At 73.3% G+C, this 21,506-nt stretch carries 18 protein-coding genes; 7 read left to right on the top strand and 11 right to left on the bottom strand.

All coding sequences use genetic code 11. The annotated features are described in order from the left end of the window. Positions 1–1,387, bottom strand: a 1,387-nt coding sequence (locus KBX50_RS16375) for an MFS transporter (protein WP_210937870.1), incomplete at its 3' end; no start/stop codon positions are given. Positions 1,388–1,428: 41 nt separating this feature from the next. Further along, positions 1,429–1,734 (bottom strand): MGMT family protein, encoded by a 306-nt coding sequence (locus KBX50_RS16370; RefSeq protein ID WP_210937869.1) that lies wholly within the window; start codon positions 1,732–1,734, stop codon positions 1,429–1,431. Between the two features lie 13 nt (positions 1,735–1,747). Between KBX50_RS16370 and proB the strand changes: the two genes are divergently transcribed. Then, positions 1,748–2,905, top strand: a complete 1,158-nt coding sequence (gene proB, locus KBX50_RS16365) for a glutamate 5-kinase (RefSeq protein ID WP_247673810.1) — start codon at positions 1,748–1,750, stop codon at positions 2,903–2,905. A gap of 25 nt (positions 2,906–2,930) precedes the next feature. Next, positions 2,931–4,175 carry a glutamate-5-semialdehyde dehydrogenase gene (locus tag KBX50_RS16360; protein ID WP_210937867.1) on the top strand — a complete coding sequence of 415 codons (1,245 nt, stop codon included), beginning with the start codon at positions 2,931–2,933 and terminating at the stop codon, positions 4,173–4,175. Positions 4,176–4,281: 106 nt separating this feature from the next. Here the strand turns inward: KBX50_RS16360 and KBX50_RS16355 are convergent, their stop codons facing one another. The 6 genes from KBX50_RS16355 to KBX50_RS16330 all read right to left on the bottom strand — a co-directional run bounded on the left by KBX50_RS16355 (position 4,282) and on the right by KBX50_RS16330 (position 12,314). Then, positions 4,282–5,202 carry a prenyltransferase/squalene oxidase repeat-containing protein gene (locus KBX50_RS16355; RefSeq protein WP_247673809.1) on the bottom strand — a complete coding sequence of 307 codons (921 nt, stop codon included), beginning with the start codon at positions 5,200–5,202 and terminating at the stop codon, positions 4,282–4,284. 32 nt (positions 5,203–5,234) lie between these two features. Next, complete coding sequence (gene moeZ, locus KBX50_RS16350) at positions 5,235–6,455, bottom strand: adenylyltransferase/sulfurtransferase MoeZ (RefSeq protein ID WP_210937866.1); 1,221 nt, start codon at positions 6,453–6,455, stop codon at positions 5,235–5,237. Between the two features lie 101 nt (positions 6,456–6,556). Continuing rightward, the gene (locus KBX50_RS16345) at positions 6,557–7,273 is read right to left on the bottom strand and encodes a DUF3152 domain-containing protein (protein ID WP_307870975.1); all 717 of its coding nucleotides are present in this window, start codon (positions 7,271–7,273) and stop codon (positions 6,557–6,559) included. A gap of 172 nt (positions 7,274–7,445) precedes the next feature. Further along, complete coding sequence (locus KBX50_RS16340) at positions 7,446–8,294, bottom strand: DUF3152 domain-containing protein (RefSeq protein ID WP_307870974.1); 849 nt, start codon at positions 8,292–8,294, stop codon at positions 7,446–7,448. A 103-nt stretch (positions 8,295–8,397) separates the two neighbouring features. Next, positions 8,398–9,372, bottom strand: coding sequence for an alpha/beta fold hydrolase (locus KBX50_RS16335; RefSeq protein WP_210937864.1), 975 nt, complete (start codon positions 9,370–9,372; stop codon positions 8,398–8,400). 23 nt (positions 9,373–9,395) lie between these two features. After that, a complete protein-coding gene (locus KBX50_RS16330) occupies positions 9,396–12,314 on the bottom strand; it encodes a hypothetical protein (protein ID WP_210937863.1) in 2,919 nt (972 codons plus the stop codon). A gap of 146 nt (positions 12,315–12,460) precedes the next feature. On the opposite strand from KBX50_RS16330, the gene KBX50_RS16325 reads away from it, so the two are divergent. Together KBX50_RS16325 and KBX50_RS16320 are read left to right on the top strand one after the other, a co-directional pair. After that, the gene (locus KBX50_RS16325; RefSeq protein ID WP_093403541.1) at positions 12,461–13,099 is read left to right on the top strand and encodes a TetR/AcrR family transcriptional regulator; all 639 of its coding nucleotides are present in this window, start codon (positions 12,461–12,463) and stop codon (positions 13,097–13,099) included. 63 nt (positions 13,100–13,162) lie between these two features. Further along, a complete protein-coding gene (locus KBX50_RS16320) occupies positions 13,163–13,390 on the top strand; it encodes a DUF3107 domain-containing protein (protein ID WP_093403539.1) in 228 nt (75 codons plus the stop codon). A 104-nt stretch (positions 13,391–13,494) separates the two neighbouring features. Here the strand turns inward: KBX50_RS16320 and KBX50_RS16315 are convergent, their stop codons facing one another. Then, on the bottom strand, positions 13,495–14,148 hold the full coding sequence (locus KBX50_RS16315) for a ferritin-like fold-containing protein (protein WP_210937862.1): 654 nt from the start codon (positions 14,146–14,148) through the stop codon (positions 13,495–13,497). Between the two features lie 332 nt (positions 14,149–14,480). Here KBX50_RS16315 and KBX50_RS16310 point away from each other — a divergent pair, with 332 nt between their 5' ends. From KBX50_RS16310 to KBX50_RS16300, 3 genes are all read left to right on the top strand, one after another. After that, on the top strand, positions 14,481–16,202 hold the full coding sequence (locus KBX50_RS16310; protein ID WP_210937861.1) for a DEAD/DEAH box helicase: 1,722 nt from the start codon (positions 14,481–14,483) through the stop codon (positions 16,200–16,202). A gap of 225 nt (positions 16,203–16,427) precedes the next feature. Continuing rightward, positions 16,428–17,603, top strand: a complete 1,176-nt coding sequence (locus KBX50_RS16305) for an SAM-dependent methyltransferase (RefSeq protein WP_210937860.1) — start codon at positions 16,428–16,430, stop codon at positions 17,601–17,603. Positions 17,604–17,721: 118 nt separating this feature from the next. After that, positions 17,722–18,174 carry a helix-turn-helix domain-containing protein gene (locus tag KBX50_RS16300; protein ID WP_210937859.1) on the top strand — a complete coding sequence of 151 codons (453 nt, stop codon included), beginning with the start codon at positions 17,722–17,724 and terminating at the stop codon, positions 18,172–18,174. Positions 18,175–18,182: 8 nt separating this feature from the next. Here KBX50_RS16300 and KBX50_RS16295 read toward each other — a convergent pair whose 3' ends face one another. Then, entirely contained in the window at positions 18,183–19,202 is a 1,020-nt protein-coding gene (locus KBX50_RS16295) for a hypothetical protein (RefSeq protein ID WP_247673808.1), read from the bottom strand. 68 nt (positions 19,203–19,270) lie between these two features. Beyond that, complete coding sequence (locus KBX50_RS16290) at positions 19,271–21,457, bottom strand: ATP-dependent DNA helicase RecQ (RefSeq protein ID WP_210937858.1); 2,187 nt, start codon at positions 21,455–21,457, stop codon at positions 19,271–19,273. Between the last annotated feature and the right edge of the window lie 49 nt (positions 21,458–21,506).

The raw sequence follows: 21,506 nt of genomic DNA, 5'->3' as shown, positions 1-21,506 counted from the left end.
GGGTGGAGAGGCGGGCGGGGGTTAGGTCGTAGGGGCGGAGCAGGAGGGTGGCCAGGCCGATGAGGAGGGCGGGGAGGATGGTGAAGCCGAGCAGGACGCCGAGGCGGGCGGTGTCGGACTGGGTGGCGGCGGTACCGGTGGTGGAGGAGACGTAGCCGGTGGTGGCGAGGACCAGTCCGTAGATGCCGGGGCCCAGGGCCAGTCCGAAGGTCTCGCCGGCCGTCCACACGCCGGTGAAGACGCCGGCCTGCCGACGCCCGGTGCGCACCGTGTCGTACGCGATGCAGTCCGGGAGCATGGCCAGCGCGAAGACCTGCTGACCGGCATACCCGACGCCGAGCACCGCGACCAGCAGGTAGACCACGGCGGTGGGCAGCACCGGCGCGGCAACCAGCGCCAGTCCGCCGGCCGACAGGATCAGCGACGCGGCGACCAGGGCCGCGAGCTTGCCCACCCGGGCACCCACCCGGGACCAGAGCGGCATGACCACCAGCGCCGGGCCGACGAAACAGACGAAGAGCACGGTCGGGCCGGTCGTCGAGTCCCGCAGCACGTGATCGGCGAAGTACTGGACCCCGGCGAGGATCGTGGCCACCCCGGCGGACTGCACCACGAAGCAGAGCAACAGCGCCCGGAAGGGCCGGCTGCGGGCCGCGACGGTCAGTTGGGCCCGCAGGCTCGGCTCGCTCTCGCCGACCGCGCCCTGCGGAGCGGACCGGGTGCCGAGGAAGGCACCGACGGCCCCGAGCGCGATGAGGGCGGCCACGAAGACACCCATCCAACGGTGTCCGGGTACACCTCCGCCGGCCGCATCACGCACCAGCGGCGCCACCGCACCGGCGACCAGGATGGCCAGCGCCAGCACCGCGATCCGCCAGGTCATCATCCGGGTACGTTCGGCGTAGTCGCTGGTCAGCTCGGCCGGCATCGCCACGTACGGCACCTGGAAGAAGGCGAACGCGGTCGCGGTGGCCAGGAAGGCGACGGCGACGTACGCCCCGGCGGCGGGACCGGCGCCGAACGGCGCGGCGAAGATGGCCCCGAAGAGCACGGCCAGGGCCAGCCCGCCGAAAAGCAGGTACGGACGACGGGCGCCCCACCGCGACCTGGTGCGGTCGGAGATCCGCCCGGCGACCGGGTTGACCAGTACGTCCCATGCCTTCGGCAGCAGCACCAGCAGGGCCGCCACGCCAGCGGCCACCCCGAGGGTGTCGGTCAGATAGGGCAGCAGCAGCAGACCCGGCACGGTGCCGAAGGCCCCGGTCGCCAGCGAACCGAGCGCATAGCCGGCGTGCACCCCCCTGGGCAGCACGTCCGGTGGGGCTGGGCTCTGCGCGGGCTGTCCGGGGGTGGGCGGTGGGCCGGAGCCACCCGGCGGCGCGGTCATGAGGCCGAATATTACTCACGTTATGGCGGGGGTCACATCCCCTACCCGGGCCACCACGCGGCCGTCCGCATGTCCACCCCGGTACCGCGCAGCGGCGTCCCCTCGGCGAGCCAACGCGCCCGCGCCTCCCGGGCCAGCCGGGGCGGCAGCCCGCCGGACGCGTTCACCACCCGGTGCCACGGAGCCCCGCCACCGTGGCGGGCCATGATCGCCCCAACCAGCCGCGCCGACGTCCGCCCGGAGCGATCGGCCAGCGCGTCGGCCACCGCCCCGTACGACATCACCCGGCCGGATGGGATCCGGTCGACCAGCTCCAGCACCGCCTCGACGTACTCGTCAGGTGTCACAAGCGGCCAGACTATGGGAACGGCGACAGGCCACGCCGCGACGACAGCGCAGAATGGGCGGGTGCGCGACGCAGTCACGGCGGCCCGGCGGGTCGTTGTCAAGATCGGGTCCTCCTCGTTGACCACCGCCAGCGGCGGGCTGGACGACGGGCGGGTCGACGCGTTGGTCGACGCCCTCGGCCTACGGGCCACTGACGGCCGCGAGGTGGTGCTGGTCTCGTCCGGCGCGATCGCCGCCGGCCTCGCCCCGCTCGGTCTGCCCCGGCGACCGCGAGACCTGGCCACCCAGCAGGCCGCCGCCAGCGTCGGCCAGGGCCTGCTGATCGGGCGGTACGCGGCCGCCTTCGCCCGGCACGGCCGTACCGTCGGCCAGGTGCTGCTCACCGTCGACGACGTGACCCGACGGGCCCACTACCGCAACGCGTACCGCACCCTGCGCAAGCTGCTCGACCTGCGGGCGGTGCCGATCGTCAACGAGAACGACACGGTCGCCACCGAGGAGATCCGGTTCGGCGACAACGACCGACTGGCCGCGCTGGTGGCCGCGCTGGTCGACGCCGACCTGCTGGTGCTCCTCTCCGACGTCGACGCGCTCTGGACCGGGAACCCGACCCGACCCGGCGCCCGCCGCATCCCCGAGGTACGCGACGAGGCCGACCTGGTAGGTGTCGAGATCGGCGGCAGCGGCCGCGCGGGGGTCGGCACCGGCGGCATGGTGACCAAGGTGGAAGCGGCCCGGATCGCCACCGGCTTCGGCATCCCGGTGGTGCTCACCTCCGCCGCCCAGGCGGTCGCCGCGCTGGCCGGTGAGCCGGTCGGCACCTTCTTCCACCCCAGTCTCCGGCGACCCGCGGCCCGGCTGTTCTGGCTCGCCCACGCCACCGCGCCCCGGGGCCGGCTGCACCTCGATCCGGGCGCGGTCGCCGCGGTGGTGGGGCGGCGCAAGTCGCTGCTGCCCGCGGGGATCACCGCCGTGGACGGCGCCTTCACCGCCGGCGACCCGGTCGACCTCGTCGACACCTCCGGCGCACCGGTGGCCCGAGGGCTTGTCAATTACGACGCGATCGAGCTGCCCGGCCTGCTCGGGCGGTCGACCGCCGACCTCGCCGCGGCGCTCGGCCCGGCGTACGAACGGGAGGTCGTCCACCGCGACGACCTGGTGCTGCTGTGAGTGGGAACGTGGAAGGAGTGGGGAGATGAACGTGAGCGAGCAGGCCCGCCGGGCGCGAACGGCAGCGGAGGCGCTGGCGGTGACGACGCGTACCGCCAAGGACGCCGCGCTGCACGCGATGGCCGACGCGCTGGTGGCGCGTACGCCGGAGATCCTGGCCGCGAACGCCGCGGACCTGGCGGCCGGACGCGACGCCGGGCTGAGCGCGGCCGTGCTGGACCGGCTCGCCCTCGACGAGGGGCGGGTGGCCGGCATCGCCGACGCGCTGCGCCAGATGGCCGCGCTGCCCGACCCGGTGGGCGAGGTGGTCCGGGGCTCGACCCTGCCCAACGGGCTGGAACTGCGGCAGATCCGGGTGCCGTTCGGGGTGGTCGGCGTCATCTACGAGGGGCGGCCCAACGTGACCGTGGACGCCGCCGGGATCTGCCTGAAGGCCGGCAACGCGGCGCTGCTGCGCGGCTCCTCCTCGGCCGCGCACTCCAACGCGGCGCTGGTGACGGTGCTGCGGGACGCTATCGCCGGTGCCGGTCTGCCCGCGGACGCGGTGCAACTGGTGGACGCCAGCTCCCGCGATTCCGTAAAGGAGCTGATGCGGGCCCGGGGCCTGGTCGACGTGCTGATCCCGCGCGGCGGGGCGTCGCTGATCCGCACGGTGGTCGAGGAGTCGACCGTGCCGGTGATCGAGACCGGGGTGGGCAACTGTCACGTCTACGTGGACGCCGCCGCCGACGTGTCGATGGCGGTCGCGATCACCCTGAACGCGAAGACGCAGCGCCTGTCCACCTGCAACACGGCCGAGTCGCTGCTGGTGCACGCCGACGTCGCCGACGCCTTCCTGCCGGCGATGCTGGCCGCGTTCGCCGAGGCCGGGGTGACCGTGCACGGCGACGCACGGGTAGCGGCCCACTCCGAAGCCGTGGTTGCGGCCACCGACGAGGACTTCGGCACCGAATACCTCGCCGCCGACATCTCCGCCGCCGTCGTGGACTCGCTGGACGCGGCGGTCGCACACATCCGGCGGTACGGCAGCGGCCACACCGAGGCGATCGTCACCGACTCTCAGCCGGCCGCCCGGGAGTTCGTGGCCCGGGTCGACTCGGCGGCCGTGATGGTCAACGCCTCGACCCGGTTCACCGACGGCGGCGAGTTCGGCTTCGGCGCCGAGATCGGCATCTCCACCCAGAAGCTGCACGCCCGCGGCCCCATGGGCCTCCCCGAGCTGACCAGCACCAAGTACGTCGTCACCGGCACCGGCCACCTCCGCCCCTGACCACTCCCACCCTTCCTCGTTGATCATGAGGTTAGCCGTCCTGGTAAGCGCTTTCTGCGCTGCTAACCTCATGATCAACGCTGGGAGGGCTGCGCGGAGGCTGGGGTCAGCGGAAGGCGCGGATCACGGCGAGGGTGGCGTGCACGTCGAACTGGTGGCCGTCGTCGCTGCTCCAGCCACCGTCACTGCGCTGCGTCTCGGTGAGCCGGCGTCGGGCGGCCACCAGCGTCCACTCCTGATGATCGACGCCCACCCGGCGCAGCGTCACCGCGAGCCAGGCGGCATCGGCCGCCGACGCCTGCGGCAACCGCTCCGCCAACACCGCCTTGATCTGCGCCGACTCGTAGAACATCTGCTGCCGGTGCAGGACGGCCGCGCTGAGCCAACCGGCGGCCAGGAAGGACGGCCAGCTGCCGTCGGGGCGCAGTTGGGCGGCGAGCGCCTGGCTGGCGGCCTGCACCACCCCGGCGTACGCCCCGCCGACCCGGTGGTCCAGCGGCCCGGCGGCCCGCGCGTCCAGGCCCGCCACCGTCAGCCAGAAGGCGGCGTTGGCGGTCAGGTACAACCGCGCCTCCGGGTCACCCGGCCGGGCCCACTCGGGCGCGGAGTCCGCGAGGGCCGGATCCTCCTCCCAGCTGCCGTCGCGCTGCTGGCCGGCGGCGAGCCAGTCCAGAGCCCGGCGAGCGCTCGGGCGGCCCAGCGCGCCCAGGTCGTCCAGTTCCGCGAGCCGGAAACAGGTCGCGTCGACCGAGGCGACCTCGTCACCCCAGGACGCCGGCCAGCCGCCGCCGAGTGTCTGCCCGACCTCGGCGCTGTCGAGCACCTCCGGCGGTGGCTGCGTGCCGGTACGCAGCCAGGACAGGCGGGCACGCTCCACCGCATCTCCGTGAGCCACCACGAACCCGATCGCGGCGTCGATGTCGACCACGGCGGCCACGCTACCGGCGCAAACGTGATCTCGCCTCAGGAGGACGGATAGGTGAGATCCGACCGACGGCAGGGTAGCGGCGAGGGGCCCCTCCCCCATTGGACACGGCGGAGGGGCCCCTCGGCTGCGGATCAGTAGGCGGGCAGCGACGGATCGATCTGCTTGATCCAGGAGAGCACGCCCCCCTGCACGTGCACCGCATCGCGGAAACCGGCCGCCTTCAACGCGGCCAACGCCTCGGCGGAGCGGACGCCGGACTTGCAGTGCAGCACGATCTGCCGGTCCTGCGGAAGCTTGGACAGCGCCTCACCGGAGAGGATCTCCCCCTTGGGGATCAGGGTGGCCCCGGGGATGCGGACGATCTCGTACTCGGCCGGCTCCCGGACGTCGACGAGGAAGATGTCCTTGCCGGCGTCCTGCCACTCCTTCAGCTCGGACGCGGTGATGGTCGCGTCGACCACCGCCTCCTGAGCCTCCACCGACACCGCGCCGCAGAAGTCCTCGTAGTCCTCCATCAGGTCGGTGAGCGTCGGGTTCTCCCCGCAGAGCACGCAGTTCGGATCCTTCCGGACCTTGATCTTGCGGTAGCTCATCTCCAGGGCGTCGTAGACCATCAGCCGGCCGACCAGCGGCTCACCGATGCCGGCGAGCAGCTTGATCGCCTCGTTGACCTGGATCGAGCCGATCGAGGCGCAGAGCACACCGAGCACCCCGCCCTCGGCGCAGGAGGGCACCATGCCCGGCGGCGGGGGCTCCGGGTAGAGGCACCGGTAGCAGGGGCCGTGCTCGGCCCAGAACACCGACGCCTGGCCGTCGAAGCGGTAGATCGACCCCCAGACGTACGGCTTGCCGAGCAGCACCGCCGCGTCGTTGACCATGTAGCGGGTGGCGAAGTTGTCGGTGCCGTCGACGATCAGGTCGTACTGGGCGAAGATGTCGCGGACGTTGTCCCGGTCCAGCGCGGTGTTGTGGATCTCGACATTCACCAGCGGGTTGATCTCGCGGATGCTTGCCGCGGCCGACTCGGCCTTCGAGCGTCCGACGTCGGAGACCCCGTGGATGATCTGGCGCTGGAGGTTGGACTCGTCGACGGTGTCGAAGTCGATGATGCCCAGCGTGCCGACACCGGCGGCGGCCAGGTACATCAGGGCAGGCGAACCGAGGCCACCCGCGCCGACACAGAGCACCCGGGCGTTCTTCAGCCGCTTCTGCCCCTCCACCCCGACGTCCGGGATGATCAGGTGGCGCGAGTAGCGGCGGATCTCGTCAACGGTCAGCTCGGCGGCGGGTTCGACGAGCGGGGGCAGCGACACGGTGGACTCCCCGGGATCGATGGTGGGCAACCGGGCCATTGTCGCTCGGCGACGCGCCCATCGACCATGAGCAGGGACACGTCGCCCGCTATGCGGGAGCGGGAATACCGTCGGGCCGTCGGCGCTTGCCGCCGCCGTGGTCAGCCGATCAACTCGCCGGCGTACCGACGCCCGTCAAGGATCGGCCAGGCGTTCGGCAGGCAGCCGTCCAGGCCGTACGTCTGCTGCTGCATGACCGGCGCCGGGTCGCCTGGTGCCGGACACGCCTCGTGCCCCTCCCCGAATTCGTGCCCGACCTCATGGTTGATGACGTACGCCCGGTAGACCTCCAGCGGTGCGCCGTAGTCCGGCACCGCCTCCAGCCACCGGGCCAGATTGATGATGACCTGCCCGGGCAGCCGGCACGAGGTGTAGCCCTCGGTGCTCAGGCCCCCCTCGGCGCACATCGCCTCCGAGGTGCGCGGGGTGGCCAGGTAGATGGTGAAGTCGGCCGATTCCGCCTCGGCGATTCGTTGCACGCGCAGCTGGCCGGTGCCGATCCAGCTACGCGCGTCGGCCAGCACCCCGTCGACCGCGGCGGCGAAGGCAGCCGGATCCTGGCCGGTGCCCCGTTCGACGGCGACCCGGTAGCGGGCCACCGGACCGTCCTCGCCGTGCACCGGCGAGTGGTCACCGGCCACCGTGAAGCTGCCGACGCCCGCCCATGGATACCGGCTCGGTTCGATCCGCTCGTCACCTCCCGCGCCGGACGCGATCCGGTTGCCGAAGCCCTGGTCCGGGGCGGCCACCCGCTTACCGGTCCGGGCCAGCAGCACCGCCGCGGTGGCGGCCAGCACGAGCACCATGCCCAGCGTCACGATCACCTGGTACGGGACCGCTGGGCCGTGGTGCCGATCGTCGGGCTCCGGCGGGTCGCCCGAGCGCCGACAATCGCGCCAAAGGGGTGAAGAGGGCATGACGTCATCGTCGCACCTTATTCCGGCACATCACCACATATTGATCGACTGGGCGCGCTCAGCAGGGATCCGCTCAGAGCGGCGGGCCCGCGTACCGCCGGCCGTCCAGGTACGGCCACGGGTTCGCGACGCACCCCTTGAGGAAGAGCGTCTGCTGCATCATCACCGGCGCCGGCTTGCCACGCCCCGGGCAACGCTCGTGCCGGTTACCCAACTCGTGCCCGACCTCGTGATTGACCACGTACGTCCGGTACAGCGACAGCGGCACGTCGGCCTCGACGAAGTGCGGCACCGACAGCCGCCACCGGTCCAGGTTGATGATCACTTTCCCCTGCGCGCGGCAGGAGGTGTACGGCCGGCCACCGATCCGGATGTCCACACCCCCGGCGGCGCACATCCGGCCCGCCGTCCCGGCCGTGGCCAGATAGACGGTGAAGTCGTGACGAGCGGTGCGCTCGACCTGCCGCAGCCGCAGCCGGCCGCCGCCGACCCAACTGCCCGGGCCGGCCAGCGCCGTCCGCACCGCCAGGGCGAACTCGCCCGCGTCCACGCCGGCGCCGGGCTCCACCGCCACCCGGTAACGCCGGAGGTCACCGGCCGTACCCAGCACCGGGCCGGTCCGGTCGTCATAGCCGAACCGACCCGGGCCGGTCGACGGGATCGAACCGGGCTCCTGCAGGACCGGTGGCGCGGGCGACGGGGACACCGCCACCGACGACGGCGTCTCCACAGGCGCCATGGACGACGGGGCCACGGGCGGCCCGGACACCACCGGGTCGACCTCGTCGGCCGCCCCCGAGCCCACACCGGTGCCGCCGGCCACCATCGTCACCACGGCGCCGACGGCGGCCACCAGCACCGCCAGCCGGATCAGCGCACCCGTCCCGGGCCGCCTACGACGCCGCCCGCCCTCGTCGGACACGGTCTGGTCCGCCGCTCGATCATGGTGGGGAGACCCGCGCCGGACGGCGTGCCGGCCAGCGGAACGAACCGATCGAGGATGGCTACCAGGGCTGTGCACCCGGTCATCCTGCCAGGTCGGCCCCGTGGGCGGGTTCCACCGCCTCGGCGAGCAGCCCCAGCACGGCCCGGGCCACCAGGCGTGGCACCTCAAGTTGAGCCACGTGACCGACACCGTTGATCATCAGGAGGCGGCTGTCCGGGATCACCCGGGCGGCCTGCGGCGCCACCCGCACGTCGACCAGCCGGTCCTGCCGTCCCCCGATGACCAGCGACGGCGCCCGCACCGTACCCGCCATCCGCCACAGCGAGCCCGACCCGGGCAGGTACGACCGCACGAAGCTGGAAACCAGGCCACGAAAGGTCCGCACGTAGGCCGCCGCGTAGTGCTCCGCCTCGTAGCGGACCCGGATCTCCTCCAGCGCCTCGCGCCGACGCTGGTCGCTGATCCGGCTGAGATCGGCCACACACGCCTCCATGACCTGTTGCGCCATCACCTCCGGCGCGAGTTGGGCCAGCCGCCAGGCGGCCACCCGTTCGCCGCGGGGGATCGCCAGCAGCGGCAGCATCCGTCCCTGCAACGACCGGCGGAAGTCGAGAAACGGCAGGGCCGGCGACACCAGGGTCAGCGTCCGGACCAGATCCGGCCGGAGGGCGGCCACCCGCACCGAGATCGCACCGCCCAGCGAGTTGCCGAGCAGGTGCACCGGCCCGCGGTCGGAGTGCTCGATCCAGCGGATCACCCGGTCTGCGAAGACCGGCACGGTGTAGCGCCGGCCCGGCTCGCTGCGGCCGAAGCCGGGCAGGTCGATCGCCTGACCGTCCAGCCGCTCGGCGAGCAGGCCGGCCAGGTCGGTCCAGTTCTGCGACGAGCCGCCCAGGCCGTGCACGTACAACGCTGGTTCGGCGTCCGGTCCGGTGGCCGGCGTCTCCCGGACGTAGGTGACCGCGCCGTCGAGTCGCACCTCGCGCCCCGGCCAGGGCGGCGGAACCGAGTGGGCGGGCAGCAGCCCTTCGGGCCAGAGGGTGGCAGGCTTCACCGTTCCAGTTTGCCTGGAACGGCTCACGCCAGCAGCGCCTCCAGCCGACGATTGACGGCGGCCAGGGTGGCGCGTACCACCGCCTGCCGGGGATCGCCGGCCACCAGCGCGGAACCGGCCAACTGTTCGACCCAGCCGTCGCAGACCAGCAGCACCACCACGGTGGCCACCTCGCAGTTGCCGAACGGCACCACCGCGGCGTGCTCCACGAAGCACCGTCCACGTTCCGCCGTGGGAACGGCGGCACAGAGCAGCTCGTCGATCGCCGCCGCCGCCGCGACGCCGCACAACCGCAGCACGAAGCCGTCCACGGCCGGCCCGGTGGCGTACCCCGAGGCGTTGTGATCGCCCGCGACCAGCCGGACCTCGACGTTGGCGTCCAGCCCGAACGTGCTCACCTGGACGTGGTCGAGTACCACCCGGGGGCCCGGCACTCCCCCTGTGTCCAGCGGCCGCGACGGCGCGGACTCGGTCGTGGTGAGTTGCCCACCGGAGTAGGAGGCACCGAGGGTCGCCGGACTGCCCGGCACACCCGACTCGTCCACGACCGCCCGGCCCCGGTGCGGAGCCGGGGACTGCCGGCGCCGCCGGGTCGTCTCCGGAACGGTCTCCGGCCGGCTCGGCGGAGTCTCCGTCCGGGTGCCACCGGGTCGGGCGGACGGACGCCGTGGCTCGGCGACCGGGCGCGTCTCGCTCGCCTCGCTCCGGCTCTCCGCAGCGCGTCGCCGCACCGGCGCAGCGGCCACTCCGGGCAGGCCACGCGGTGCCGCAGCCAGCCCCATCCGCTCCTGCAACAGTCGCGCGACGTGTCGGCTCACCTCGGCCGGGTCGGCCCCGTCGGCGAGGTCGAGGCGCAGGCTGTGCGCCCCGGCGGGGGTACGCCGCAGGGCGGCGTCGCGGACGCCCTCGACTCCTCGGACAGCGGCGAGAATCGCGTTGACGTCGAAGCCCTCGGGCCGGTCCCGCAGCGTGGCCGGCTCGTCGTCACGGCGGAGATGAGTGGCGATCCGGGCGAGTTCCGGGGTTTCGGCGGGTGGCTCCACAGCTGGCGGCTCCGGCACGACGGGCACGTCCGGTTCGGCAGGGACGCGCTGCGGCAACACCGCCGTGGTGCTGTCCTGCGATCGGTCGCCGGCCGACTCGGTCGACGGCACCGGATCGGGCGCGGACCGGCGTGCCGCATAGGGGGCTGCACTCGTCGGGACGGGCGCAGAGGGGGTGCGCTCGCGGCGGCCGGGCTCACCCGGAACCTGGTCGGTCGCGGCCGGCCCGGTGATCGGATCCGGCGGGGCGGGAGCAGAGACGGGCGTGGGTGTCGGCTCGTCCGGAACCGGCCGCAGCCGGAACGGGCGATACCCGGGCGGATCGGCGGCCGACCGGGCCTCGGCGACCGGTGGCGTCGAGCCGGGATCGAGGGTCTCCCGCCGACTCGGCGGGTCAGGCTGCGGCGCGCTGCCGATGGGGGCGGTCGACCGGGTTCCGGCCGGTGGAGCGCTGGTCGGATCGGCGGCACCGGATGGCGTGCCGGCCGGCGGGGAACTGGCCGGATGCAGCGCCCACGGCAGACGCTCGTCGGTCGGCTGGCCGCCGGACCGGTTGCCCCAGGACGGGGCCTCCTCGTTCCGCGTACCCCAAGGCAGGCCCTCGTTCGCCGGTGCGCCGCTGACCGGCGGCAGCGCCCAGGACGGACGCTCCTCCACCGGCGGCACCTCCGGCGCACGCGCCCACGACGGCCGCTGGAGGGCCGGCGGGGCACTTGTCGGATCGCCGCTGGCCGCGGGCAGCGCCCAGGATGGACGCTCCTCGGCCGGCGGCAGCTCGGACGCACGCGCCCACGAGGGCGGTTGCGGGATCGGGGGTGCGCTGGTCGGCTCGACGGCGGCCGCCTTGTCCCCGGGCTCGGGCGCGGCGGGTGACACGCCTTCCGGAGGCTCGGCATCCCGGCGGGTCTCGTACGGCCGGGGCCGCTCCGCACGGACCGGCTCGTACGGACGGGTCGGCTCGGCGCGGACCGGCTCGTACGGGCGGCTGGGCTCGCTGGCCCAGTTCCGGGCCGGCACCTCACGGGACCGGCGGTCGGCGGACTCACCGTCGTCGCGCGCCCACGGCGGCGCCCAGTCGCGGGCCGGGCCGGGCTGGGCCCAGCTGGGTCGGTCCGGATCACCGGCGGGCTGGTCGGCAGGCGACCAGCGGGCGGGCTGGTCGATGCCGCCCGGCGCGTCCGACCAACGGGCGGGCTGGTCGGTGCCGGCCGAATGCTGGTCGGCCGGCCCGCCGACCTGATCGGCGACCGGCGCGGTCGGCCAGGGCTCGCCGACCGACTCCGGCGGGAATCCGTCGTCCCAGCTCTGCTGCCGGCCACCGGTCGGGCCCTCACCGGACCGTTCGGCGGTGGGCGCGTGCAGGCCGGGTGGCATCTCGAAGCCGGAGGGAGCGGTGCCGACGGGCGGCACCTGCACGGCCGGGGGCGACGAGGTCGGCAGACCGGGGCCGGTGGTCACCGGCACCTCGCCGGACGGCGCCGGGCGTGGGGCCGGTACGACAAGCCGGTCCTTGCCGGGATCCTGACCCGGCCCGTGCAGGCCGGGCGGTGCGCTGACCGGGGCGTGCCGGTTGGCCGGCGTCTGGTCCGCGACGGGTGTGCCGTTCGTCCGGTGGCCGTTGACGTGGTTGCCGTTGACCCGCACGGGCCGCTCCGGCTCCGCCTGCTCACCGACAGGAGCGGGCAGGTCGGCGTGGCGTGACGAGGCGGTGGCCCAACCGGACGGGGACTCCGGCCGCGGCCTGGTCGCTTCGGAACCGGGCACGACCTCGGGACCCCACGACCAGTCGACCGGTGGCGGCGCCCACCCGTTGCCGGAACGGGCCAGGTCATCGTGCTGACCCGTCCCGTCGCCGTGCTCTCCCGGGGTGGCGGCACCGGGTTGCCCTGTTTCACTCACCGCGCGCTCCTTGGTCGCCCCCGCTGAGGCTACCGTGTGGCGACAGTGGCGATAAGTTACAGCGGCGGGCCAATTCCGCGAGGGGCCGAGGGGCCCCGACCGGTTCGGGTGATATGCCGGCCCGTACGACAACCTCGGAGGTTCCCATGACCGCTGTGGGGAACGGCGCCCAGACCGCCGGCCGACCCACGCGCCTGCCCCGTTCGGCGCGCCGCAAGCAGCTACTTGCCGCTGCTCAGGAGGTGTTCGTCGCGCAGGGTTACCACGCTGCGGCCATGGACGACATCGCCGAGCGGGCCGGGGTCTCCAAGCCGGTGCTCTACCAACACTTCCCCGGCAAGATGGAGCTCTATCTCGCGCTGCTCGACACGCATTGTGACGCGATCGTCGCCAAGGTGCACGACGCCATGGCGAGCACCACCGACAACAAGGAGCGGGTCAGCGCGTCGGTGCGGGCGTACTTCGACTTCGTCGATCACGAGAGCGAAGCCTTCCGCCTGGTCTTCGAGTCGGATCTGCGCAACGATCCGGCCGTGCGGCAACGCGTGGAGCGGGTCGAGCAGGGCTGCATCGCGGCGATCACCGACACGATCATCTCCGACACCGGGGTCAGCCGGGCGCACGCCGAACTGCTCGCCTCGGGCCTGGTGGGCGCGGCCGAGACCGCCGCGCAGTTCTGGTTGGCCGGCGGCCGCCAGGTGCCCAAGGCCGAGGCCGAGGCGTTGGTCGCGGCGTTGTCCTGGCGGGGCATCGCCAGCTTCCCGCTGCAAGGTGAGTCAGCCTGACCTTCGACCTTGTGATCGGATAGCCTTCGCAGGGCGGCCATTTCGCCCGATGGAGGAGGCACAGTGGAGGTCAAGATCGGCGTGCAGTACGCGCCGCGCGAGCTGGTCCTGGAGAGCGCACAGTCGCCGGCCGAGATCGAGCGGATCGTGACCGACGCCGTCGCCAGGGGCGAGGGCACTCTCTCCCTGACCGACGAGAAGGGGCGGCGGGTGATCGTGCCGGTCGGCAAGGTCGCCTACGTCGAGATCGCCGAGGCATCCCCTCGGGCGGTCGGTTTCACCGTCCGCTGACGTTCTGACAGACCGGCGACAGGACCGGCGGGGCGGGCTGTCTCGCCACACCGCCCTGTTGCCGGTCTCTGCTCAGACGTTGCGCCCAACTCAGTCGTTGCGCCTCAGTTGTTGAGCCCGACGGCGGCCATCCGCGCGGTGTGCGCAGCGGTCAGCCGCCGGAACAATTCCGTCACATCGACATCACCACCTGCGGCGATCAGCATGGTGAGGGCCCCATGGTCGGCGGTGGCGACCCGCCCCGCCTGGGACAGCGCCTCGCCGACCAGACGTCGAGCCCACATCGACAGGCGGCCCGCCACGGTCGGATCGGCCTCGACCGCCAGCCGGATCTCGGCGGCGGCGAACTCCGCGTACCGCGACTCGTGCAGCACGTCGAGGACCAGCTGACGGTCGGGCTCGCCCAGCGCGACCGCGATCCCCCGAAGGAAGTCATCGGTGATCGCATCACCGACGTACGCCTTGGTGACCGCCTCCGCCCAGTCGCGGGGCTCGGTCGAGTCGTGGTACGCCTGCAACGGCATGACGTACGCAGCCATCGCGTCGTCGGGCGGCACGCCGAGCGCGGCGAGCCGGTCGGCCACCCGCCGGTAGTTGGCGATCTCGGCAGCGGCCATCTCACTCAATGCGGCCCGGCGGCGCAGGTCGGGAGCGAGCCGGGCGTCGGCCGCCATCCGGTCGAAGGCGAGCAGTTCACCGAGGGCCACCAGACCGAGCAGGTCGGCGACGGCGTGGCCGGGCGGAGTGGGGGCGGACACGTGCGCAGGCTACCGTCCGGCCGGGGTACCGGCAGGCCCGCGCGGGCCCCCGCATCCCGGGAAACTGTGATACAGGTCACTTACAAACCTTTGCGCCGCCACCGCCCCCCACGGAATCGGGACGCTGTTTGGCCCGTTCAGGTAGCATGGAGGAGTTGCCGTAGGTGCCGATCCGGCTGGAGTCAACTCCGATCCGGTCGAAGTCCGACCCACGGCGCGCGTGCGGCCCGGTCCGCTCGGCTCTCTGCCGCCGACCGTGTGGCCCGCGCCATACCGAACGCGCCCTGAGGACATGACGGGGCGCACCCACGAGAGGGCACCCCCAAATCCATATGAGTGAGCCGATTCAAGACATTATCGACGGCCAGGAACTGGCCCCGACCGCCCCGGTCCGACCGGAGGCACCGACCTTCGCCGAGCTCGGCGCGCGCGCCGAGACCGTCGACGCGCTGGCCGCGGCCGGTATCACCCGCGCCTTCGCCATTCAGGAGTACGCACTGCCGATCGCGCTTCGCGGGGCAGACCTGATCGGGCAGGCGCCGACCGGCACCGGCAAGACCCTGGGCTTCGGCGTACCGCTGCTGGAGCGGGTCTTCGCACCCGACGAGGGCGGCGACGGGTTGCCGCAGGCCCTGGTCGTCGTACCAACCCGCGAGCTGGGCATCCAGGTTGCCAAGGACATCGCCGCCGCCAGCCGCACCCGGGGCGTACGGGTGCTGCCGATCTACGGCGGCGTCGCGTACGAGCCGCAGATCGAGGCGTTGCGCAAGGGCGTGGAGATCCTCGTCGGCACTCCCGGCCGCCTGCTGGACCTCGCCAAGCAGAAGCATCTGCGCCTGCACGGGGTACGCGCACTGGTGCTGGACGAGGCCGACCGGATGCTCGACCTCGGCTTCCTCGACGACGTCGAGCGGATCCTGGCGATGCTGCCGGAGGACCGGCAGACCATGCTCTTCTCCGCGACCATGCCGGATCCGATCGTGACGCTGTCCCGACGCTTCCTGCGCCACCCGATCACCATCCACGCCGGGCACACCGCCGAGACCGGCCCGTCGCCGCAGACGGAACAGCTTGTCTACCGCACCCACTCGATGAACAAGATCGAGATTGTGGCCCGGATCCTCCAGGCCGAGAGCCGTGGCCTGACCATCATCTTCACCCGGACCAAGCGGGCCGCCGACCGCGTCGCCGAGGACCTGGACTTCCGTGGCTTCGCGGTCGCGGCGGTGCACGGCGACCTCGGTCAGGGGGCCCGCGAACGGGCCCTGCGGGCGTTCCGGGCCGGAAAGATCGACACTCTGGTCGCCACCGACGTGGCGGCCCGGGGCATCGACGTCAGCGGCGTCACCCACGTGATCAACTACGACTGTCCGGAAGACCAGGACACCTACACCCACCGGATCGGCCGGACCGGTCGGGCCGGCGCGAGCGGTGTCGCGGTGACCTTCGTCGACTGGGACGACATGCCCCGCTGGCGGATCATCGACAAGACGCTCGGCCTGGACATGCCCGAGCCGCCGGAGACGTACCACACGTCGCCGCATCTCTACACCGACCTGCACATCTCCACCGAGGTCACCGGCACCCTGCCGACCGCGGAACGCACCCGTGCGGGACTGGCCGCCGAGGTCGAGGAGGACCTGGGTGGGGGCCGCTCCCGGCGGGGCGAGCCGCGCGGCACCCGCCGCCGCGGTCGCGGCGACGGCAGTCGCGGCGACGGCAGTCGCGGCGACGGCGGTCGTGGTGACGGCGGGCGCGGACGCGGCGGCAGCGGGCGCCGGCAGGACGGTGCCGACACCACGCCGACCGACGCCACCGCGAGTGACGCCGAGGAAGGCACCCGTACTCCCCGGCGTCGTCGGCGTCGCCGGGCCGGCGAGGCGGCGGCGGGCGCCGAGATCGTGTCGACGGCCGTCGACGGCGCCCCCGCCGAGGCGACCACCGACCGCAGCGAGGACGGCGCCGGTGAAGCTGCTCCGCGCCCACGCCGCCGCCGACGCCGCCGTGGTGCCGCAGCCGACAGCGGTACGCCGGCCGAGGCGACCACCGACTGACCACGTACCGCCCGAGGCGGCGGAGAGCTGCCAGCGCCGCTGGCGCGACCCGTCGCCGCCCGGGCGGTGCTTGCTGTCCGGCCCCTTTGCTCTGCTTCACTCCACGCACCGGCTATGCCGAAACCTGTGCGTCGGTTGAAGCAGAGCTGGCTGATGGGCAGTGCCGGGGTCGTGGACCCCTGCACAGCTGACGATGCCGCCAAGTCCTCCCCGAAAGATGGAGCGATGCCCGAACCACTGGACTCCGCCCTGGCCGAGGTCCGCTCGATGCTGCTCGGACCGGCCCTGACCCGGGCCGTGGCGGCCGGACGGCGGCGCGGCCAGCGTCCCTCGGTGATCCGGGCCGAGCTGCGGCCCGTCGCCCTCAAGGCCGGTCAGCGGTTGCAGATCTCCACCTCCGACGGAGCCCGGCCACACACCCGAAACCTGAGCCCGGGGCCGGAGGCGGACGCCGCGGTGGAGGCGCTGCTGGCCGAGCCGTTCGGCAACTGGCATGTGGAGACCGCCGACGCCACCCTGCAACTGCGGGTCACCAAGTCGGGTGAGGCCCAGGTGCACCGCAGCACGGCGAGCCGGTCGGCCGCTCCAGCGGTAGCAACCGGGCACGACCGGACCAAGGAGTACCTGCTCGATCCGGGCGATCCGCTCTTCGCCGAGATCGGCGGCTCGGCGGCCAAGCGACGGCAGGTGGACGCGTTCCTGCGAGCGCTGACCGCCACCCTCCCGGACGGGCTGGCCGGGCAGTTGGACCGACCGCTGCGGGTGGTGGACCTGGGTTGCGGCAACGCGTACCTGACCTTCGCCGCGTACCGCTATCTGTCCCGGTCGGGCCTCGACGTCGAGCTGGTGGGTGTGGACGTACGCGACGACCAGCGCCGCCGCAACACCGAGCTGGCCGAGCGGCTGGGCTGGGCCGGACGGGTGCGTTTCGTCGCCGGCACGATCGCCGACGCGGCTGTCGAACCGTCGCCCGACCTGGTGCTCGCACTGCACGCCTGCGACACCGCCACCGATGAGGCGCTGGCCCGGGCGGTGGGCTGGCACGCCCGCTGGGTGCTCGCCGCGCCGTGCTGCCACCACGACGTCGCGACGCAGCTGCGTAACCGGCCGGCACCGGGGCCGTACGACCTGCTCACCCGGCAGGGCATCCTGCGGGAGCGCTTCGCGGACGTCCTCACCGACGCGTTGCGGGCCGGGCTGCTCCGGTTGCACGGCTACCGGGCCGAGGTGGTCGAGTTCGTCGACTCCGCGCACACCCCCCGGAACCTGCTCATCCGGGCCCGGCGAACCGGTGCCGAGCCGACCGCCGCCCAACGCACGGAGTACCGGGACCTGGTCGCCCAGTGGCAGGTCACACCCCGGTTGGAGACGCTGCTTCCGCAGCTGCCGCCGACGGTGTGACGGAATCGCCGCCCGCCACCGAAATCGTCTGGTCGATCAGTCAATTGTCCGGCAACGTTCCCGTACTACTCTCGAAGAGCGCACCGTCGGGTGCCGGTCGGGAGGGAAGACCCACCGGATGGGTTCGGCAGAGGTTTCGCCGCAGATGGCCTTCGCGCGTTTCGTGCGCCGTGCCATCGACGATGCCCGCGAGGAGCGCGGCTGGACGGTCACCGACCTGGCCGCCCACACCGGTGTCGGTCGCTCGACCGTCTTCCGCTGGCTCGCCGGTGACTGGCAGGACTATCCCGAACTGGCCAAGGTCCGAGGCTTCTGCGCCGCGCTCGATCTGCCGGTGGCGGCTGCCTTCCGCGCCCTCGGTCTGCCCGACGCGGGCCCCGGGTCCTGGCGACGCGGCGACGACGGCCCGGTGGAGGCCGATGTGCGGGTGATCCTGCAACGGTTGGCGGATCCGGCGGTGCCGGCGGAAGAGAAACACCACATCCGCGACCTGCTGCGCTACCTCGCCCGACGGCCGGTCCGCCGGCCGGCGGACCCCACCGCCGCACCGATGCGCCGGACGGCGGGCTGACCCAGGGCCTAAGGCACCGACACCGTGAACTCTGCCGTGCGTACCTCGCCCCCCGTCGCGAAGTCCAGGTAGAGGCGGTACCGTCCGGTCCCCGGTGTGGTCAGCCAGAACCGGATCGCCCCGTCGACCAGCTCCGCCTCCGGGTGCACGTGCAGATAGCCGAGGTCGCCCTCACGCAACGCGACGAGGTGGCCGTACGCGCCGAGGTAGCGCTCCAGCGTCGGGCCGGCGCCGTCCGCCCCCGTGATCCGGAAGTCGACCGGCACGGTGAGCCCGGGCTGGGGAACCCCCTGATACGTGACGGTGAAGTCGTCGACCCTGGCCGTGGTCGCCGGTGTGGGCAGGTCACGAGGCGTGTAGCTGCCGGGCGCGGCCAGATCCACCCCGAGCGTCGTCGCCGTCTGCCGGCCGTCGTCGGCGACGGCGGTGAAATCGGCGTACGCGCGCCAGACGCCGGGTGACGGCAGCGTGAGCGGCACCGACCAGGTGCCGTCCACCGCCATGGTCGGATGCAGGTGCTGATAGCCGGACAGGTCCCGACGCACCACGATCACGTGCATCGGCTTGTCGTGCACCACCGCGAACCGGGTTACCGGCCGCCGCTGCCCGTCCCGGATCTGGAATCGCAGCTCACCTGCCTGACCGACGGTGAACTCGGCGGTCAACGGGGCCAGGGTGTAGCCGTCGCGGCTGACGGCCAGGCCGCCGGCCTCGGCCGCCGCGTCCTGATCGGCATCGTGCGAGTGGGCGCCGGCACCGGGGGCGTGGGGGTGATCGGCCAGCGCACTGTCGGTGCCGCCGGCCGCCGTGGGGCCACCGCCCCCGTTGATCCGTCCGAGCCCGAATCCGAGCAGCACCGCCAGCACCAGCCCGCCGACCACCAGGGCCAACCGCAGCGTGGCGCGATCCGGTACGGCCGAGGCCGGCGCCTGGCGGGCCGGAGTCGCGCCGGAGTCCTGGCCGGCGACTGGTCGCTCGGCGGTGCGTACCGACCCGAGCGCCGGCGCCTCGGGTGCCTGGTCAGCCATGCGCCCACGGTACCGCCGGGCCGATCGGACACCCGGCGAGCCGACCGGATCGTGGTTCCGGTCGCACCTCAGGCGGCGACGGCGAGGGCGAGCGGCAGCACGCCGGTGGCGCCGGCGCGGCGGAGTTCCCGGGCCGCCATCGTCATGGTCCAGCCGGAGTCGACCAGGTCGTCCACCAGCAGCACCGGGCCGTCCAAGTCGGCGACGGCCTCGGCGAGACGGTCGGGGACGGTGAGGGTGCCGTGCAGGGCGCGTACCCGCTGCGCGCTGTTGCCACGCGGACCGTCGGCGGCCACCGACCCGGTGGGGATCACCTGGCCCAGCAGCGGCAGCCGGCCGACGGCGGCGATCCGCTCGGCCAGCGAACCGACAAGCGCCGGACGGGTCCGGGAGCCGACCGCGACCACCCCAGCCGGGCGGTCCGGCCAGGGGTCGTCACCGTGCGCCCACGCCTTGAGCACCTCGACGACGGCGGCGGCCACGTCGTCGGGCACCGGGCCGTCCGGCGCGTCCGGGCCGACCAGCCCGCGCAGCCGACCGCCCCAGCCGAGATCCGACAGCCGGCCGACAGCGCGGCCCGGCAGCGCCTGTTCCGTCGGGGCGATGCGCCCCTTCAGCGGTACGCCGACCGCCTCCAGCCCGGTCGGCCAGAGCTTCTTCGGCGCGACCTGCACCCCGGGGCGGCCGAGGAAGGTCTGCGCGGCGGTCAGCGCGGCCGCCGACACCTCGGGCGGGAACAGCGGCTCGGCGCAACGGTCACACCGACCGCAGTCGACCGCCTCCGCATCGTCCAGGCATTCGCGCAGGTAACGCATCCGGCAGCCGGTCGTCGCCGCGTACTCGACCATGGCTTGTTGTTCGGCGCTGCGGGCGGCGGCGACGCGACGCAACCGGGCCTCGTCGTAGGTCCAGGGCTCGCCGGTGGCGAGCCAGCCACCCCGCACCCGACGGACCGCGCCGTCCACGTCGAGCACCTTGAGCATCAGTTCCAACCGGGCCCGGCGCAGGTCCACCAGGGGTTCCAGTGCCTGCGTGGACAGCGGCCGGTCGGTGTGCAATGCGGCCAGCACCGCGCGGACCTGCTCCTCGGGCGGAAAGGCCAGTGAGGCGAAGTACCGCCAGATGGCCGCATCCTCGGCGCCGGGCAGCAACAGCACCTCGGCATGTTCGACGGCCCGCCCGGCCCGGCCGACCTGCTGGTAGTACGCGATCGGCGACGGCGGCGCCCCGAGGTGCACGACGAAGCCGAGATCCGGCTTGTCGAAGCCCATGCCGAGCGCGCTGGTGGCCACCAGTGCTTTGATCTTGTTGTCCAGCAGGTCCTGCTCGGCGGCGCGACGGTCGGCGTCCTCGGCCTGCCCGGTGTACGCGGCCACCGCCCAACCGCGTGAGCGGAGGAACTCGGCGGTCTCGGTCGCCGAGGCCACCGTCAACGTGTAGACGATGCCGGAACCGGGGAGCCGATCCAGGTGGTCGGCGAGCCAACCGAGCCGGTGCGCCGGGCTCGGCAGGTCGAGCACGCCCAACCGCAGCGACTCCCGGTCCAGGCTGCCGCGCAGCACCAGGACGTCCGGTCGCGGCCCGGCCGCCGTGGCCGGTTCGGTGCCCAGTTGCTCGGCCACGTCCCGGGTCACCCGGGCGTTGGCGGTGGCGGTCGTCGCGAGCACCGGGGTGCGGTCGGGCAGGTTACCGAGGAAGGTGCGCAGCCGGCGGTAGTCCGGCCGGAAGTCGTGCCCCCAGTCCGACACGCAGTGCGCCTCGTCGACCACCAGCAGACCGGTGGTGGCGGCCAGCTTCGGCAGTACGGCGTCCCGGAAATCCGGGTTGTTCAGTCGTTCCGGACTGATCAGCAGCACGTCCACCGTGCCGGCGTGGATCTCGGCGGTGATCGCGTCCCACTCGTCCAGGTTCGCCGAGTTGATGGTGCGGGCCCGGATGCCGGCGCGGGCCGCGGCGTCGACCTGGTTACGCATCAGGGCCAGCAGCGGCGACACGATGACCGTCGGCCCGGTGGGGCCGGCCGGGTCGGGGATCCGCGCCTCGTCGCCGTCGCGCTGACGCAACAGCGCGGTCGCCACGAAGTACACCGCCGACTTGCCCCACCCGGTGCGCTGCACGCAGAGCACCCGTCGCCGATCCACCACCAGCGCCTCGATCGCCCGCCACTGGTCCTCGCGGAGCCGGGCCTGCGCGCCGGCCAGCCGCTGGAGCACCGCCTCGGCCCGCTGCCGTACCGCCGTCCGTTCCTGGCCCATCCGACGTTTCTACCAGCGGTGCGGCAGCAGAACCGCACCGCGGCCGGGA

It is taken from the genome of Micromonospora sp. C51 (assembly GCF_018070435.1).
Classification (GTDB): domain Bacteria; phylum Actinomycetota; class Actinomycetes; order Mycobacteriales; family Micromonosporaceae; genus Micromonospora; species Micromonospora sediminimaris.
The sequence above is the reverse complement of the archived record's forward strand: the minus strand, read 5'-3'. Positions and strand labels throughout refer to the sequence as shown.